The following is a 15,327-nucleotide window of genomic DNA, read 5'->3' on the forward strand; positions in this document are numbered from 1 at the left end:
GGAAAAACCATGTACTACTCTATTTTTGCCTACGATGTTCCAAACAGTTTGCCGTTGAGAGCGAGTGCTCGCCCTGACCATATCGCACGCTTAAAAGCGTTGTCAGAAAGTGGCAAATTACTGCTTGCAGGTCCAAACCCTGCCATCGACAGTGAAGAGCCTGGAGAGGCAGGTTTTACTGGCAGTCTGATTGTCGCTGAATTTGATTCCTTGGAAGCGGCGCAGACTTGGGCTAACGCCGATCCTTACCTTTCTGCTGGGGTTTATGAAAAGGTAGAAGTAAAACCTTTCAAAAAAGTGTTACCTTAATCAAGTTTAGTCGTTAGAATAAAACCTAATTGGACAAACATAACCAGAGGTGTGCAATGTCGAATGTAGCTTACTTGATTCCAAAACGTAATCAGAAACTCCAATTGGCTGAAGCTGACCCACTAGAAATGGTGGATGTCGATTTCGTTCAAATTCCTTTGCTTGGTTGGACATCAGCCGGTCAACCAATTCAAATGGAAATGGACTACGACACCATCGCTGTTCCCAAAACCATGGTTAAAAAAGAAACCTTTGCACTACGTGTTAAAGGGAACTCCATGATTGAAGAAAATATTGAAGATGGTGATATTGTCATTATCGAAAGGCGCTCAAATGCAGAAAATGGTGAATCGGTTGTTGTTCGTATCAACAATGAAGAAGTCACCATGAAAAAGTTCTACATTGAAAAAAACGGTATTCGCTTACAGCCTGCAAACAGTGAAATGGAACCTATCTATATCACCAACGATCAAATTGAAATTTTAGGAATCGTTACGGGAATCCTACGTCAACCATGAAAGACCAGCCTCCGTCATCCGTTACTGACAACACATCCGAGTTACTCCTACTGGTAACAGGCGGCACTCTGGATAAAGATTACAATGCCCTTTCAGGCGAACTTGAGTTCTCGTCTACACATACGCCACATATCCTGTCTCAAGCCAATGTATCCTTTCACTCGATTCAAACCTTAATGCTAAAAGATAGCTTAGACATGGCACAAGCAGACAGAGAGGCTATTGCTAACGCCTGCATTAATGCATCACAGCAAAAAATCGTTATCACTCATGGTACCGATACCATGACAGACACCGCTTGCTATTTGAAGGCTTGTCCGGAACTGGCTGACAAAGTTATTGTGCTGACGGGAGCTATGCGCCCTTTCATGTTAGGAAACTCAGACGCCAGCTTCAACTTGGGTGCAGCAATGATGGCAGCCGATCTATCTCCAAATGGGATCTACATCACAATGAATGGCATGCGCTTTGAGGCGGATGACGTTCGCAAAAACAAATCGCTTGGTATTTTTGAACGACTTCGACGCTAACGTTCAATAAATCACTTCTTTTATTTTCGATAAATTTAAATCTAAAGAGACCAAGCATGAATGTATCCGTCGCCTATTTTCTAGTTATCCTTATTTGGGCCACCACGCCCTTAGCAATCCAGTGGAGTGGCCACCTGGATTGGTTTTTTGGTGTTGCCGCACGTATTTTGATTAGTGCAATCATCGTCATCCCTTTGGTTTTTGTATTCAGTAAAACACCATTTTCACTTAAACCTTCCGCGCTTAAAGTTTATGCCGCAGCATGCTTGGCGGGATGACGCCTATCTATTTTGCGGCACAAACCATGCCCTCTGGTTGGATTTCCATTATTTTTGGACTGACACCGATTCTGACAGGTATTTTTTCTTATTTCCTGTTGAAAAACTTCAGACTGACATCCAATAAGGTGTTAGGCATTTTTGTCAGTTTTAGTGGGTTAATCGTGGTTTTTAGCCCGCATTTGAATTGGCATTCATCACTGGCTCTGCATGGTTTACTGCTGGCTTTATTAGGAAGCAGCTTTCATTCTCTAAGCACCGTTTTGGTCAAACGCTACAATCATGAAGTGCCTCACACACATGTAGTGGCAGGTACAGTTTGGATAAGCTCCGTAGTCTATACGGTTTTACACCCAAGCTATCTATTGTCATTTCCTGACATGGACATGAAAGCACTTGGCTCTATCCTCTATTTAGGCAGTGTCGGCTCGGTATTTGGTTTTATTTTGTACTATTACATTTTGAAAAGGCTAGATGCAGTAAGAATTGGCTTGATTACTCTGATTACGCCCATTGTCGCAGTATTTCTAGGACATTTCTTAAACAAAGAACCGCTTGATAGCATGATTCTGTTAGGGGTGGCATTGGTTATATTGGGATTAATCGTTTACGAATTCGGACACAAAATCCGTAAACCTCATCAGAAAATGGAAGCTAATGGGTGAAAGTGAGTTTGTTTTAACTCACTTTTCTACCACTCAAGCCCTCTAAGGTATTTGAAGATAGCGCGTGAGGATTTAGGCGGTTTGTTCTGCTCGGCTTCTTTCTGTGCATTTCGAATCGATTGACGTAAGAGCGTTCTATCCGCTTGCGGGTAAGATTCCAAAAATTCATTTAGCGCATCATCCCCCTCTTCAATCAAACGGTCACGCCATTTCTCCAAACGGTGGAAGTGGGCATTTTGCTGCTGCGCTTTTTGTTCTTCTTCCTGGAATTTTTCTTTGATTTCAACAATTAAATCTTCATTCTTACGAAGCAACTTCCCGATAAAAGCCTTTTGTCTTTTAAGTGCAGGTCCTTTATCCATGCGCTTTAATAACAAAATCGCATTTAACAGCTCATCCGTTAAACCTAAGGATTTAATCTTGGATTCGGACAGTTCCGCCAACTTCTCACCTAAATCAGTGACAGCCTGAGCAGCCTTTTTAATATCGGTTCGGCTCTCGAACTCTTCTTGTTCCCAGTCAGGAATTTCTTTAGGCGTCTTGGCGCGGTTTACATTACGTGGTCTAACCATCTTCTTATCCTTTTCTTAGCCGAAATTAACTTTCCGGCATCATCTCAAGCCATTGCTGCTCATTTAGCACAGTTATACCAAGTGACTCGGCTTTTGCCAACTTAGAGCCAGCTTTCTCGCCTGCCAGCAAAAAATCTGTACTGGCAGAAATGCTCCCTGTAACTTTTGCCCCTGCCGCCTCTAATAGTTTTTTAGCATCTGTTCTTCCCATAGACTCCAAGGTGCCGGTAATAACAACGACTTTACCAGCAAAGGGACTGTCTTCTTGAATGACAATGTCTTGGGGTTCGGGCCAGTGTACCCCGGCATTGAACAACCCCTGAATCACTTCTTGGTTATGTGGCTGCTGGAAAAAATGAACCAAATGGCTCGCAACCACTTCTCCAACATCGTTCACCTCTATCAGCTCTTCCAATGTCGCTGCCGATAAGGCTTCATAGTTTTTGAAGTGTCTAGCCAAACTTTCAGCCGTGACTTCTCCCACTTCAGGAATCCCTAAGCTGTAAATAAACCTTCCAAATGTTGTCGACTTTGAGTCTTGTATTGAATCCACAACATTTTGCGCAGACTTAGTCGCCATGCGCTCTAAACCAGAAAGTGTTTCAACATCCAATGCATAGAGATTATCAGGATGATTGACCAGTTTTTCATCAACCAATTGATTAATAAGCTTTGTACCCAAGCCCTGGATATCCATTGCCTTTCTTGAAACAAAGTGTTCAAGTGCCCGTTTACGTTGTGCAGGACAAAACAAGCCACCAGTACACAGGTACACAGCTTTATCAGGCTCTTTAACAATCTCTGAACCGCACTCAGGGCAATGATGAGGCATTGAAAAAAGCCTTGTGTTATCTGGTCTTTTCGATAGTACAGGACCAACCACCTCTGGAATGACATCACCTGCACGACGCACAATCACTGTGTCACCGATGTGAACGTCCTTTCGCTGTATTTCATCCATGTTATGCAACGTGGCATTTGAAACCATTACGCCACCAACATTCACGGGCTGCAGTCTTGCCACAGGGGTAATGGCACCTGTTCGACCGACTTGAACGTCTATCGCCAACAGTTCAGTCCAAACCTCTTCTGCAGGAAACTTTCTCGCTATGGCCCATCTAGGGGCTCTCGCGGTAAAGCCTAGTTGTTGCTGTAACTGTATAGCATTCAATTTGTAGACAATACCATCAATTTCATAAGGCAACGAAGGTCTAAGCTGTAACATTTGTTCATAGTAGTCAGCCATCCCATCAACACCTTCAACAATGCTAGCGTTGGGATTCAGAGGAAGCCCCCACTCACCGAAAAGTGCCATCATCTCACTATATAATGCGGGTACAGGCCAACCTTTCGAAACCTCTCCCCAACCATAAACATAAAAACTGAGGTGACGTTGTGCCACAATTTTTGAATCCAACTGACGCAAAGTCCCCGCAGCAGCATTTCTAGGGTTCGCAAACGGTTTGTCACCGTTGTCTAATTGCTGTTGATTCAACTTTTCAAACGTCGACTTAGACATGAACACTTCACCACGGACTTCTAAAGTCGCCGGGAAGTTTGTGCCACTAAGTTTTAATGGAATCGACTGGATGGTTTTAACGTTTTGGGTGACATCTTCACCTACCTTGCCATCGCCTCTTGTTGTGGCCTGGACAAACAGACCTTTTTCATAACGGAGGTTAATAGCCAAGCCGTCCATTTTTGGCTCTGCGGAAAACATCAATGTCTGATCGGGGTAACGATCCGCAATTCTTTGGCAGAATTCTTCCATATCATCTTCATCAAATGCATTATCGAGTGAATACATTGCAACACGATGGGTAACGGAGTCAAAATGACTTAAGGGGCGATCTCCGACACGTTGTGAAGGAGACTCTGCCGCAACCCATTCAGGATTTTCGGCTTCGGTTTTTAGTAGCTTTTGATAAAGTGCATCATATTGCCCATCGCTAATCTGCGGGGTATCTAAAACATAATATTGGTAGCTATGATGATTGAGTTCAGCAACGAGATCTTTATAACACTCAAGTGTTTGGCAGGCGGCATCTAAAGTCATAAAACGAGGAAATTACTTTAATGCTTGTGATTCATAGGCGACAGCGGTATCGCGCATTTGTTGCAAATCTGATTCTTTAATTAGGTGACGTTCTGCATTGTATAAACGACCGTTCAGGCGCTGAGAAATCTTTCTAGCCATCATAATCATGTCATGCATAACGGCTGGCGCTTTAACAGTAGTTGGTAACTCTAAGATAAGTACAACGCCTGGCGTTTGATAATCATTATTTGTTGGTTCTTCAATCGGGAAAGTACCTGGTTCCAAAAGGTTGGCGACTCGGATAATTTCATTTCCCATTGAATCTTTTTTGACGAAAATCTGATTTACATTGGAAACCAACCCAACGCCTTGAAGGGTTTGATTCACCTTTGGCCATAGAAAGTCTTCTGTCCCCATTACAATCAGTGCAAAAACCTGTGGTTCCGTTTTTTCGACATTGCTTTTTTGTTGGGCAATTTCTGCCGCGACTTTTGACGGTTCAGTAGGGACTCCAAAGTCAGGAAGGTCGTCTTTGTCAGCCGCAAAACCATCAATTGCAACCATGGTTTCATCCTTAATGACAATATGCTTTGGTTTCTTTGGCTCAGCTTTGCCATCAGTATATTTAACGTCTGCAGCAGCAATCTCTGGAACGGTCTCTTCTGGTTCTTTTTTAGGGGGTTCAAACCCTTCTCCGAAAGATAGACCAAGTTGGTTCTCAGGAATATCTTCTTCATCTACATGGAGTCTATGCTGTGTTTGAGAAGAAACCGTAATATGCGGTTCGCCTAGGTCATTAAGTGCCTTATCCGCTTTCTTTTTGGTGGCGTCTATTGATGTGCCAGAAGACGTTGCTTCTGTTTCAGAGTCAGATTGGTGAGACGACGAGGTAAACTTTTTCTTTTGTAGAAAATAAAGGCCGACAATGACAATAATTGCAAATATGATTAAAACCTGTTGCAATTCATTCATTTAACTGTACCCTCTGTTTTTACGACCGACTAAACTTCGGTCTTAATTTTGTCTCACATTGTCCTAGGTCTTAGTCGCATCAAAAAACGCCGCACTTAATGCAAAATTTAATGACCAACATATCCGCTCAAATTCTACTTGAAATCATCGACAATGAAAAGGCAAGATACCCCCAGTTTGACAGAAACAGAGAAAAATAGATTCATGGATAAAGTCATGGACATTAACGGTTCGCTTATCGGAAACATTTTAGGATTGGACGTAGGGACATCTGGCATTCGCGCAACCGTGGTATCACCAACAAATGTCTTATTGCATACCGATCAAGAAGAAATGCCCTTTCCCACCCGTGACAATACCATTAGTGAGCAATCACCTGCAGTATGGGAGGATAGCCTGAAGCGCTTGTTGAAGAGATTGCAGCTAAATTCTGTTTTACCCGAAATAAAGTATATCGTTGCTGATGCCACCTCATCTACTGTCTTGTTAATGGACGACCATTTAACACCACTAACCCCTGCCCTTATGTATGACGATAAAAGAGCCGTTGAACAGGCAACTAAAATTACCGAATACGCACCAACTAATAGTGCTGCTCATGGCTCCTCTTCAACATTGGCAAAAGTAATGTGGCTGGAAGAGTCTCTTCAACAAAAACCGTCTCAAAAAGGTTACAAAATTGCACACCAAATTGACTGGGTGAATAGTTTTTTTACTCAAGCGTCATGCCCTACTGATGCCAACAATGCTCTAAAACTAGGGTTTGATCCAGTTGAAAATAAATGGCCCGACTGGGTTCAGCAACTTGTAAACTCCCCTCTTCCAGAAGTTGTCATGCCGGGAACGGTTATCGGCAAACTTTCACCAGCCATTGCTGATACCTACGGGTTTTCGAATGAGGTTCAAGTGCTTGCCGGCACAACGGACTCGATTGCTGCCTTTTTGGCTTCCGGTGCAAAAAAACTTGGCGATGCAACGACTTCACTTGGCTCAACTTTGTGTTTAAAACTCTTAACGGATAAACCTATATTCAGTCCTGAGCATGGCATCTACAGTCATATTTTAGGTGACCTGTGGCTGGTTGGTGGCGCATCTAATACTGGTGGCGCCGTATTATTGAAATACTTTACACTCCCTGAAATCATTCAGCTTCTGGATGAAATTGATATCAATCAGCCAACAAATTTAGATTACTACCCACTTCTGACGCCAGGCGAACGTTTCCCCATAGCAAACAGCGACCTACAACCCAAAGTATCGCCTCGTCCATCAGACGATCAGAACTTTCTTCTGGCACTCATTGAAGGGCTGGTTGGTATTGAAAAACTGGGTTATGAACTCCTTGAACAGTTGAGTTCGACTCAGATACAAACGATTTATACCGCTGGTGGCGGCACAAAAAATACAGCCTGGATGGCTTTGCGAGCAAACCGTCTCGGCTATAAAACAAAAAAAGCGGCTCAAACAGATGCCGCTTTTGGCGTAACTCAGCTTCTTTTTAGAAGCTTTGGTCAATAAACCTTGGTTTTAGGCATTGGCGATTTTATGCACCAATGCTAGATCCAAATAATCCTGCCCGAATGTTTCACCAGACAGCAAAGTGAATGGCTCTCCTGGTTCTCCCATGTGATCCAAAACGACTACAGCATCAGAGAAGTCATCATCCTTAGTGTATTCGTTGATTGTGACGATAGTCTTCAAGTTGGCTGCTGCAGAAGACTGAATACCATTTGAAGAATCTTCAAAGGCAATCGCATCTTCTGAGGTTAGGTTCATTTGCTCCAGTGCCCAATGATAGATATCCGGCGCAGGCTTTTTAGCTGGTACGATATCTCCAGCGGCAATAACCTCAAACCAAGATTCTGAATCTGGACCTAAAGTACTTTCCAATAGTGCCGTAACGTTAGCGGGTGTCGTTGTCGTTACAACAGCCATACGCATACCTGCTTCTCTTGCTTCTTTGATTAAACGCTCAACGCCCGTACGTAATGGAATCTTTCCTTCTGCCATCAATTGCGTGTAAAAGTTTGTTTTAGATTCATGAAGCCCCTTAACGAAATCATCAAAGTTTTCTGGCTTTTCAAAATCGGTATTGAACTTGTCAAGGTAAAAACGAATACGCTCTTTACCACCCGTTACTGCCAGCAACTCTCCATACAATGCTTCATCCCAGCTCCAATCCAATCCAGCGTCTTCAAACGCCATATTAAAGGCAACTCGGTGCCCATCTCTTTCCGTGTCCGCTAGGGTTCCATCAACGTCAAACAACAGTGCTTGCAATTTAGACATACCTTACTCTCCAAGTCGTAATTTCAATACAAAAAGTATTGCTATTTAATTCAATTAGTTAGCGCGGTATTATCCTTTGTTTATTAATTTTTTCAATCATTTGCTCAAATAATTTTATAGGGTTTTAGGTGCATAAATATTGTCTCGTCTGATTTTTATATGGTATAAATCCCGGTTAGTAAATTTTTTCAACTACAAGAAGAAAACAGAAATGAACATTGAGACTGATTTCATTGAAGACTATCCAACTTATGTGCCTGAAAAAGGCGAAGAATACATGAGCCCAAAAATGCGTGAGCACTTCAAGAACAAACTGCTTGCTTGGAAAAAACAGCTAATGGATGAAGCTTCGAGTACTGTCGATCACCTAAAATCTGACTCAAGCACGCCTGCCGACCCTAATGATCGAGCTTCGCAAGAGGAAGAATTTGCACTTGAATTGCGTACACGTGATCGTGAAAGAAAGTTGATTGCAAAAATCGATAAATCCCTAAAAGACATTGAAACGGGTGAATACGGTTACTGCAAAATGTCTGGTGAAGAAATTGGGCTTGCTAGAATGGAAGCGCGTCCAACAGCAACCTTAACGGTTGAAATGAAAACCAAACAAGAGATGCGCGAGAAGCAAGGTATTGCCTAATCCTTGCTGTTTTCTCTCGTATTGAGTTCAACCTGAATGGCATTCAGGTTGAACAAAACCCAACCTTATTCTTTTTGTATCTGACTCAATGGATTTAATCCCCCTCATTGATCAGCTCTCCGCTAGCGATCTCTACCCTCACCCTGTAGAAGTAATCACTACAATCGAAACACACATATCCATTGTATTTTTAACAGGTCAATTCGCTTACAAACTAAAAAAACCAGTTAACTTCGGGTTTCTAGATTTCTCTACGCTTGAACAGCGTAAAAACTTCTGCCGTCTTGAGTTAGCACTTAACAAAAGAACCGCTCCCGAAATCTACTTAGAAGTTGTGCCACTCTATGCACACCATGATCGCTTGAGCTTTACGCAATTTAACGATAGCGAACCAGTGGAGTACCTTGTAAAAATGAACCAGTTTGACCCCAACTATGTATTAGGCCGTTTTTTACGAGAAAACACTTTAGCGTTCGAACAAATCGAAAATCTGGCTACACAAATATCAAATTTTCACCAACAGGCCGAAACCTGCCCGACTGATCTGATATATGGACACCCTGACGATGCCGTCCACCCCATGTTGGAAAATTTCCCCTCTTTGATTCAAACTTTTGAACATCCTGAGGTTCGTTACCGCTTAACGCAGCTGGCGCAATGGACGCACTTCAAGCAAAAACAGCTTTATACGGTACTTGAAGAACGCAAACAAGATGGTTTTGTGAAAGCTTGCCATGGTGACATGCACTTGGATAACATCACCCTTATCAATGAAAAACCTGTGCTGTTTGATGGTATTGAATTCAATGATCAATTTCGTTGGATAGACACCATCAACGACCTAGCATTCCTATTGATTGACCTCGATTATAGGCAACAAATAGCTTTAAGAAGACAGCTTCTTTCGCTATACATGAACCAAACTTCTGATTATAAAGCATTGGAATTGTTGCGTTTTTACCAAACCTACCGAGCAATGGTTCGTGCCAAAATCACTGCTTTGCGTTACCACCAACTGGATAAAAACAGTCGTGAAGCTGAAGATTGCTGGCAAATGGCACTAGACTATATCAAACAAGCGGAAGGCTACGCTTATGATGTTCCCGAAACTAAAATTATCCTGATGCAAGGTATTGCGGGTTCTGGCAAAAGCCATTATGCACAACAACTACTAAATGAAGTAGATGCTATCATTATCAGCTCCGACATTGAGCGCAAACGCCTGTATGGTGTTTCGCCATTACATCGTGTTGCCGAAGAAGAAAAATCGGAACTCTACTCTGCCGAAATGAACCAGCGCACCTACGAAACGCTCTATGACTTAACCGAAACCATTGTTAAGGCTGGTTATAGTGTTATCGTCGATGCAACCTTTCTAAAATATCAGCACCGGGAAGTTTTTATGGAGCTTGCCGAAAAATTGAATGCCGATTACCGAGTGGTATATATTGAGCCGGAAATTGATTTGATTGAACAGAATATCGAGCAACGACTCCATAAGAACAACAGCCCTTCCGATGCGACTATCGACATTATGCACCGACATTTGGAACAGCTTGAACCGCCATCACTCGATGAAGATGTTTTTAAACTAACGCCACACGAAAACATTTGCCCGGAAACTTTCAAGTCTTGGCTAAACCGGCCGATATAATTCGTATCCTACTTAACAAGCTGTATTTTGTCGGTATTTATTATGAAAAAATGGCTAGTCATTCCTTTTCTGCTATTTTGCTGTTTGCCTCAGACAGTCAATGCCGAAGACAATCCGGACGCACCGCCTAAACCGAAATTCAAGGCACCGCCACCACCGCCAGCTGGCACGCAAGGAACACCTGATGGCGCAACCCTATTTGGCGTTGCATTGAACGGTGCTGTGCGAGACCTGATTAATACACAAATTAAAGACATTGGTGGCTTCACCGAGGCTAGATCAACCCAACCAGAGCACAATTTCGACAAATACTTTCCAACCTTTAGAAAACGCGAACTCTATTACGTTGAGTTTCACTACACGCCAGATGGACAGTTCTATTCCGCCAAAGAGGTTTACCGTCCAGTTTCGACTCGCTTCGAGAACAAGCTCTCCCCGATTCAAACCAGAGAAGTTGCGCGTCAGTTAGTAGAAAAAATCGGGCAACCAACTAAAATCGAAAGAAAGTCTGCCGATGGTACGCCCAGTTATAACGCCTATATTTGGGATGGTAAGAACCTTACCATCACCGTAGATCGTATCGGCAGTGAAATTTATGGTGAGGTATTCGTGCTTTACCAAATGAAAATCAACCCTTATTTGGTTGCATCCTACTGATTGCAGCGTTATGATTTAAGAAAAGCAAAGGGTTAAAGAAGATGGATGTTTCAAGCATAGGGTCAGCGACTCAAAACTCGATTCAAGGCATGCAAAAGGGTTTTGAACAACTTGATCAAGCAAGTAAAGACATTGCAAATCCAAATCAGCCGGATAAGGCAAGTGGTCTAGTGCAAACAAAATTCAGCGAGACACAAGTTGAAGCTTCTACCAAAAGCTTAAAGGCAGCCGATGATCGTATCGGTACCTTACTGGACATCATGGCGTAACGACTCGTTACACTCCTCGATAAAACGTCTGACGTCTTCCCAAGACGCTTCTAAATGCTGAAAAGCATGGTCCCCACCTTCAAAAGCCAATACTTTTGAGGAACTAACTTCTTGATATTTATCATAAGCAACCCCATACGGGATCACCTCATCCCCTTTGTCCAGCAATAGTAGGCTTGGGGTCGTTATGGCGCTAGGCGTTATGTACTGTTTTAACGATTCAATATAGGCTTTATCAATAACAATATGCTCGCCTGTTACCGGATGATCATATGCGCCAATGTTTTGTTCAGAAATAGGAACCGGGTCAAGTGCCGGATTAATCATCACTAAAGGGACGCCGTACAACTTTGCCAAATACTCCCCGTAGAATCCACCCATAGACGAACCGAAAATCTGCCAGGTTGGGGGGACAGGCTTTGACAACAACTCACGCTCAATTATCATTTTTAAATAGGCAATGGTCGCTTCAGGTGAGCCTAATGGATAAGTCGGCGTCAAAACCTCAATACCCAAGTTGGCAAACGCGTTTTTATACCACTGAGCTTTATGACTTGCTCCACTGCTTAAAAAACCATGCAAATAAAGAATCATGCTAAAATTTATTTCCTATGCTAATGAATGCCAACGCCGAATCACTCAAAAAAACAGAACCGCAACAACCTGAAATTGTTGAGCGCCCTTTTTCTCAAAAAATATTTGATGCTGCATTAAAATTGGGGCTCACTCCACTTCAAGCCCGGCTCGTTGCTATGCGTTTAACAGACGCTGATTTTGAAGATGATAACATGGCGGAAATGCTGGAAAAAATCGTTTTTCCGAAACTCAAATACCTGCAACACCCTCACGAACTTAAAAACGCGGAACAAGCAGCTAAACATATTGCCGATGCCATTCAATCAGACGGACAAATTGTTTTAGCCACCGACTACGACACTGATGGCGTCACCTCAGCATGGGTAGCCACTCGCGCTCTTGTAGATTATTTCCACGTTAAACCAGAGCGCATCACACATATCCTAGGTGAGCGAAAATCCGGCTATGGTATCACTGATGATGTGGTTGATCGCATTCTCGCCATCGATAAAAAAATCGATTTGGTGATTTCAGCCGACCAAGGTTCCAGTGATGAAGCAAGAATTCAACGATTGGCTCAACATGGCATTTCGGTTTGCGTCACTGACCACCACCAAATACCTGCTGATGGCACACCCAAAAGTGCGATCTGCACAATCAACCCTCAACAGGAAGGCTGCGAATACGACAAAACGGTGGCTGGCTGTTTCGTTATTTTCCTGGTGATGGGGCAAACCCGCAAAGAATTGATTGATCGCGGCGTCCTGCCCTCCTCCTCGCCCTCACTTAAAGACTTGGTCATGAATGTTGCCTTGGGGACGGTCGCCGACAGCGTTAGCTTAAAAGGCGTCAACAATCGTGCAGTGGTGCAAGCGGGTCTTGCGATGATGAATGAATTGAAACACCCTAGCTGGCAAGCCATGCACGCGCTGAATGACAATAACCAACAACCCTTCACGGCTGAATACCTTGGCTTTCAAGTAGCGACCCGCATCAACGCGGCAAGCCGCGTGAGTGATGTCACCACAGCCTTTCATTTCTTGAATGCCGAAGATTTTCATCAGGCGCAACAGATGTTGGATCAGCTGGAAATGGACAATCTCAACCGTCGGGAACAGCAGGAAGCCATGCTGTTACAGGCCAGACAAACTGCAGATGCACAGTATTATCCAGGCAAGTTCACCATGGTCATCAAAATGCAGGGAAATGCTGGAATTCAAGGCATTATCGCTTCTCGAATCGGCGAGCAGTATGGCTTGCCGACCATTGCAATGACGGATTTGGAAGATGGCTTTCTCGCAGGCAGCGGACGCGGCATCATTTCCAACATTGATTTACGCGAAGCCTTTCAGTGGATGTCCGAACAAGATAGCGACCTGTTTGAATCCATGGGTGGTCATAAAGGCGCCGCTGGCTGCATGATTCCGATTGAAAAGTTTGAAATATTTTCAGACTTGTTCGAACAGGCAATTCGCCATCAACTTGATCATAAAGTTCCAATCTTCCAAATCGAAACCGATGGTCAACTGGAACCTTATCAGCTGACACCAAGCCTGCTAGATGAGCTAAATGTGCTGGAACCTTATGGAAGAGATTGGGCTAAGCCTATGTTTTACGGGGATTTCTGGGTTCAATCATGCAGAACCGTCGGACAATCGCAAACCCATCTTTCCTTTAACCTAAAAGCGTCAGATGGACGTCCGATTTCAGCGATTTTCTTTAATGCACTGGATTCAAGTGATGAAGCAGTTCCATACCACATGGGTCAGGAAATCCGCTGTGTTTATCAACCGGCATTGAACCGGTATATGGGATCAACCAGTCTGCAACTCAGACTGGTTCATGCCGAGGTGATTTAAGCCAAGAACTTTAAGATTTCACTCTCAATATATTGCTTATCAATAACCGTTTTTTGCGCAATCGGTTTTGAGAACAGTGCTTCAATTTGTGACGGAATGGATATTCCGGCTTTATCCGCAATCATTTTCAACGCATCACGATCATGCTCATAAATATCTCCCGTCAGCGCCTTGGCAATAACAGGTGAAAACTTCGTCCATTCTGCAGTTGAATAAGCAATGGTTTTCAATGTTTTATCTTCACGACAAGTATCATACGCCTTAAAACAGGTTGCCGTATGTGGACACATCAAGTAACCAACAGAGAACGCCTGCTGAATGTAGTTCAAGCCCTCTTCATCTGTACAGAAGTCTGCGGCGAAAATCGCTTGCACTTGAGACAACTCGGCTTCAGTCAACTCATAGAACTTATTGTTATCCAACTCAAACATCAACTCTTTCGTACGTTCTGCGCCAAACAAATCGAACAATACGCGCTCAATGTTAGAGGACTTTAAAATATCCATTGCCGGTGACGTGGTTGGAATCACCGAAATCTCACGCAAATCATAACGTCCCGTGTTGATGAACTTGGTTAGAACATTGTTCATGTTGGATGCAATGTGGATTTGCTTGACCGGCAAGCCCATCTTCAACGCATAGTAGCCGCCCAAAGCATTACCAAAGTTTCCACTGGGTACATTTAGGTAAACCTGATCCCCCATTTGGATTGCATTCTGACGAACCAACTCTAAATAGCTGTAGATATGGTAAATGGTTTGGAAAATAATACGTCCGAAATTAACGGAATTGGCCGCTGAAAGCGAGATGTTGTGTTCTTTCAGTGCGTCGCGGAATTTTTCGGAAACCAACAGGCTTTTTAGTGCTGTTTGCGCATCATCGAAATCACCATGAATGCCAATCACTTTCAAATTGGCAGCATCTTCTGTCACCATTTGCAGGCGTTGAACATCTGAAGTTCCACCATCTGGATACAAACAAGCTACTTGGACGTTATCGCGGTTCTTGAAAGTTTCCAGTGCCGCTGGCCCAGTATCGCCACTGGTCGCTGCTAGGATCAAATACTTCTCATCGCGCGCTTGTGCAATAGCTGACAGTACTTTTCCGAAAGGCTGCAACGCCATATCTTTAAATGCACGAGTAGGCCCGTGGTAAAGCTCACTCACGTAAAGGTCGTCATATACTTTTACGACTGGCACCGGATTGTTTGGATCGTCAAACTCGTCATATAGCGCTAGCGCTTCATCAATAATCTTTTCTTCGATATCAATTTCAAACGCCTTCAAGACGTCTTTTGCCAATGTCTTATAACTGGAATTTACATGAGACAGGAAAAAAGCTTCATCAAAGCTTGGCAAAGACTCCGGGGAATAAATGCCACCAAAAGAAGACATCGGGCTCAAGATCGCTTGAGCAAAAGAAATATGAGTTGGGCGTTGGCCATCATTGCCACGGGTTTCGATAAATTTCATATGATCCCTGTTGATAAATTCTCGGTCGA

Annotated in this window: 17 protein-coding genes; 11 read left to right on the forward strand and 6 right to left on the reverse strand. The window is 43.4% G+C overall.

The genetic code is table 11. The features are described from left to right. Positions 1–9 precede the first annotated feature (9 nt). Genes F8R13_RS03090 through F8R13_RS03105 form a run of 5 tightly spaced genes read left to right on the forward strand, consistent with a single transcriptional unit; the run spans position 10 to position 2,300 of the window. Positions 10–309, forward strand: coding sequence for a YciI family protein (locus F8R13_RS03090; RefSeq protein ID WP_152831838.1), 300 nt, complete (start codon positions 10–12; stop codon positions 307–309). 56 nt (positions 310–365) lie between these two features. Beyond that, positions 366–827: a transcriptional repressor LexA gene (lexA, locus tag F8R13_RS03095; protein WP_152831839.1), complete on the forward strand. Its 462-nt coding sequence runs from the start codon at positions 366–368 to the stop codon at positions 825–827. After that, complete coding sequence (locus tag F8R13_RS03100) at positions 824–1,357, forward strand: asparaginase domain-containing protein (RefSeq protein ID WP_152831840.1); 534 nt, start codon at positions 824–826, stop codon at positions 1,355–1,357. Before lexA ends, F8R13_RS03100 begins: the two co-directional genes overlap by 4 nt. A gap of 56 nt (positions 1,358–1,413) precedes the next feature. Continuing rightward, complete coding sequence (locus F8R13_RS11625; protein WP_253806304.1) at positions 1,414–1,635, forward strand: hypothetical protein; 222 nt, start codon at positions 1,414–1,416, stop codon at positions 1,633–1,635. After that, the gene (locus tag F8R13_RS03105) at positions 1,632–2,300 is read left to right on the forward strand and encodes a DMT family transporter (RefSeq protein WP_253806305.1); all 669 of its coding nucleotides are present in this window, start codon (positions 1,632–1,634) and stop codon (positions 2,298–2,300) included. The genes F8R13_RS11625 and F8R13_RS03105 overlap by 4 nt, the downstream gene beginning before the upstream one ends. 26 nt (positions 2,301–2,326) lie before the next feature. Here the strand turns inward: F8R13_RS03105 and yjgA are convergent, their stop codons facing one another. Genes yjgA through F8R13_RS03120 form a run of 3 tightly spaced genes read right to left on the reverse strand, consistent with a single transcriptional unit; the run spans position 2,327 to position 5,882 of the window. Further along, on the reverse strand, positions 2,327–2,872 hold the full coding sequence (gene yjgA / locus F8R13_RS03110) for a ribosome biogenesis factor YjgA (RefSeq protein WP_152831841.1): 546 nt from the start codon (positions 2,870–2,872) through the stop codon (positions 2,327–2,329). Between the two features lie 25 nt (positions 2,873–2,897). After that, the gene (gene ligA, locus F8R13_RS03115; RefSeq protein WP_152831842.1) at positions 2,898–4,928 is read right to left on the reverse strand and encodes an NAD-dependent DNA ligase LigA; all 2,031 of its coding nucleotides are present in this window, start codon (positions 4,926–4,928) and stop codon (positions 2,898–2,900) included. Positions 4,929–4,940: 12 nt separating this feature from the next. Continuing rightward, a complete protein-coding gene (locus F8R13_RS03120) occupies positions 4,941–5,882 on the reverse strand; it encodes a cell division protein ZipA C-terminal FtsZ-binding domain-containing protein (RefSeq protein ID WP_152831843.1) in 942 nt (313 codons plus the stop codon). Positions 5,883–6,086: 204 nt separating this feature from the next. On the opposite strand from F8R13_RS03120, the gene F8R13_RS03125 reads away from it, so the two are divergent. Beyond that, positions 6,087–7,400, forward strand: coding sequence for an FGGY-family carbohydrate kinase (locus F8R13_RS03125; RefSeq protein ID WP_172967678.1), 1,314 nt, complete (start codon positions 6,087–6,089; stop codon positions 7,398–7,400). Between the two features lie 9 nt (positions 7,401–7,409). Here the strand turns inward: F8R13_RS03125 and F8R13_RS03130 are convergent, their stop codons facing one another. Further along, positions 7,410–8,171: an HAD family hydrolase gene (locus tag F8R13_RS03130; RefSeq protein WP_152831845.1), complete on the reverse strand. Its 762-nt coding sequence runs from the start codon at positions 8,169–8,171 to the stop codon at positions 7,410–7,412. Positions 8,172–8,382: 211 nt separating this feature from the next. On the opposite strand from F8R13_RS03130, the gene dksA reads away from it, so the two are divergent. The 4 genes from dksA (at position 8,383) to F8R13_RS03150 (ending at position 11,391) form a co-directional block, all read left to right on the forward strand. Beyond that, the gene (gene dksA / locus F8R13_RS03135; protein ID WP_152831846.1) at positions 8,383–8,811 is read left to right on the forward strand and encodes an RNA polymerase-binding protein DksA; all 429 of its coding nucleotides are present in this window, start codon (positions 8,383–8,385) and stop codon (positions 8,809–8,811) included. An 88-nt stretch (positions 8,812–8,899) separates the two neighbouring features. Further along, a complete protein-coding gene (locus F8R13_RS03140) occupies positions 8,900–10,465 on the forward strand; it encodes a bifunctional aminoglycoside phosphotransferase/ATP-binding protein (RefSeq protein ID WP_152831847.1) in 1,566 nt (521 codons plus the stop codon). Positions 10,466–10,507: 42 nt separating this feature from the next. Beyond that, on the forward strand, positions 10,508–11,122 hold the full coding sequence (locus F8R13_RS03145; protein WP_152831848.1) for a hypothetical protein: 615 nt from the start codon (positions 10,508–10,510) through the stop codon (positions 11,120–11,122). Positions 11,123–11,163: 41 nt separating this feature from the next. Beyond that, positions 11,164–11,391: a hypothetical protein gene (locus F8R13_RS03150; protein ID WP_152831849.1), complete on the forward strand. Its 228-nt coding sequence runs from the start codon at positions 11,164–11,166 to the stop codon at positions 11,389–11,391. Here F8R13_RS03150 and F8R13_RS03155 read toward each other — a convergent pair. Next, complete coding sequence (locus tag F8R13_RS03155) at positions 11,371–11,985, reverse strand: YqiA/YcfP family alpha/beta fold hydrolase (protein WP_152831850.1); 615 nt, start codon at positions 11,983–11,985, stop codon at positions 11,371–11,373. The genes F8R13_RS03150 and F8R13_RS03155 overlap by 21 nt on opposite strands. Before the next feature lie 158 nt (positions 11,986–12,143). Here F8R13_RS03155 and F8R13_RS03160 point away from each other — a divergent pair, with 158 nt between their 5' ends. Further along, positions 12,144–13,826 (forward strand): DHH family phosphoesterase, encoded by a 1,683-nt coding sequence (locus F8R13_RS03160; RefSeq protein ID WP_253806306.1) that lies wholly within the window; start codon positions 12,144–12,146, stop codon positions 13,824–13,826. Here F8R13_RS03160 and thrC read toward each other — a convergent pair. Beyond that, entirely contained in the window at positions 13,823–15,298 is a 1,476-nt protein-coding gene (thrC, locus tag F8R13_RS03165; RefSeq protein ID WP_152831851.1) for a threonine synthase, read from the reverse strand. The genes F8R13_RS03160 and thrC overlap by 4 nt on opposite strands. Positions 15,299–15,327 lie beyond the last annotated feature (29 nt).

This window comes from Hydrogenovibrio sp. JE_KL2, from assembly GCF_009296185.1.
GTDB lineage: Bacteria > Pseudomonadota > Gammaproteobacteria > Thiomicrospirales > Thiomicrospiraceae > Hydrogenovibrio.

Bases quoted from the DNA above. Each gene is read 5' to 3' on its own strand.
- F8R13_RS03100 (WP_152831840.1), top strand. From the start codon at position 824: ATGAAAGACCAGCCTCCGTCATCCGTTACTGACAACACATCCGAGTTA.
- F8R13_RS03155 (WP_152831850.1), bottom strand. From the start codon at position 11,985: ATGATTCTTTATTTGCATGGTTTTTTAAGCAGTGGAGCAAGTCATAAA.
- thrC (WP_152831851.1), bottom strand. From the start codon at position 15,298: ATGAAATTTATCGAAACCCGTGGCAATGATGGCCAACGCCCAACTCAT.
- F8R13_RS03145 (WP_152831848.1), top strand. From the start codon at position 10,508: ATGAAAAAATGGCTAGTCATTCCTTTTCTGCTATTTTGCTGTTTGCCT.
- F8R13_RS03150 (WP_152831849.1), top strand. From the start codon at position 11,164: ATGGATGTTTCAAGCATAGGGTCAGCGACTCAAAACTCGATTCAAGGC.
- F8R13_RS03120 (WP_152831843.1), bottom strand. From the start codon at position 5,882: ATGAATGAATTGCAACAGGTTTTAATCATATTTGCAATTATTGTCATT.
- F8R13_RS03160 (WP_253806306.1), top strand. From the start codon at position 12,144: ATGCGTTTAACAGACGCTGATTTTGAAGATGATAACATGGCGGAAATG.
- F8R13_RS03140 (WP_152831847.1), top strand. From the start codon at position 8,900: ATGGATTTAATCCCCCTCATTGATCAGCTCTCCGCTAGCGATCTCTAC.
- F8R13_RS11625 (WP_253806304.1), top strand. From the start codon at position 1,414: ATGAATGTATCCGTCGCCTATTTTCTAGTTATCCTTATTTGGGCCACC.
- yjgA (WP_152831841.1), bottom strand. From the start codon at position 2,872: ATGGTTAGACCACGTAATGTAAACCGCGCCAAGACGCCTAAAGAAATT.
- F8R13_RS03090 (WP_152831838.1), top strand. From the start codon at position 10: ATGTACTACTCTATTTTTGCCTACGATGTTCCAAACAGTTTGCCGTTG.
- ligA (WP_152831842.1), bottom strand. From the start codon at position 4,928: ATGACTTTAGATGCCGCCTGCCAAACACTTGAGTGTTATAAAGATCTC.
- F8R13_RS03130 (WP_152831845.1), bottom strand. From the start codon at position 8,171: ATGTCTAAATTGCAAGCACTGTTGTTTGACGTTGATGGAACCCTAGCG.
- lexA (WP_152831839.1), top strand. From the start codon at position 366: ATGTCGAATGTAGCTTACTTGATTCCAAAACGTAATCAGAAACTCCAA.
- F8R13_RS03105 (WP_253806305.1), top strand. From the start codon at position 1,632: ATGACGCCTATCTATTTTGCGGCACAAACCATGCCCTCTGGTTGGATT.
- F8R13_RS03125 (WP_172967678.1), top strand. From the start codon at position 6,087: ATGGATAAAGTCATGGACATTAACGGTTCGCTTATCGGAAACATTTTA.
- dksA (WP_152831846.1), top strand. From the start codon at position 8,383: ATGAACATTGAGACTGATTTCATTGAAGACTATCCAACTTATGTGCCT.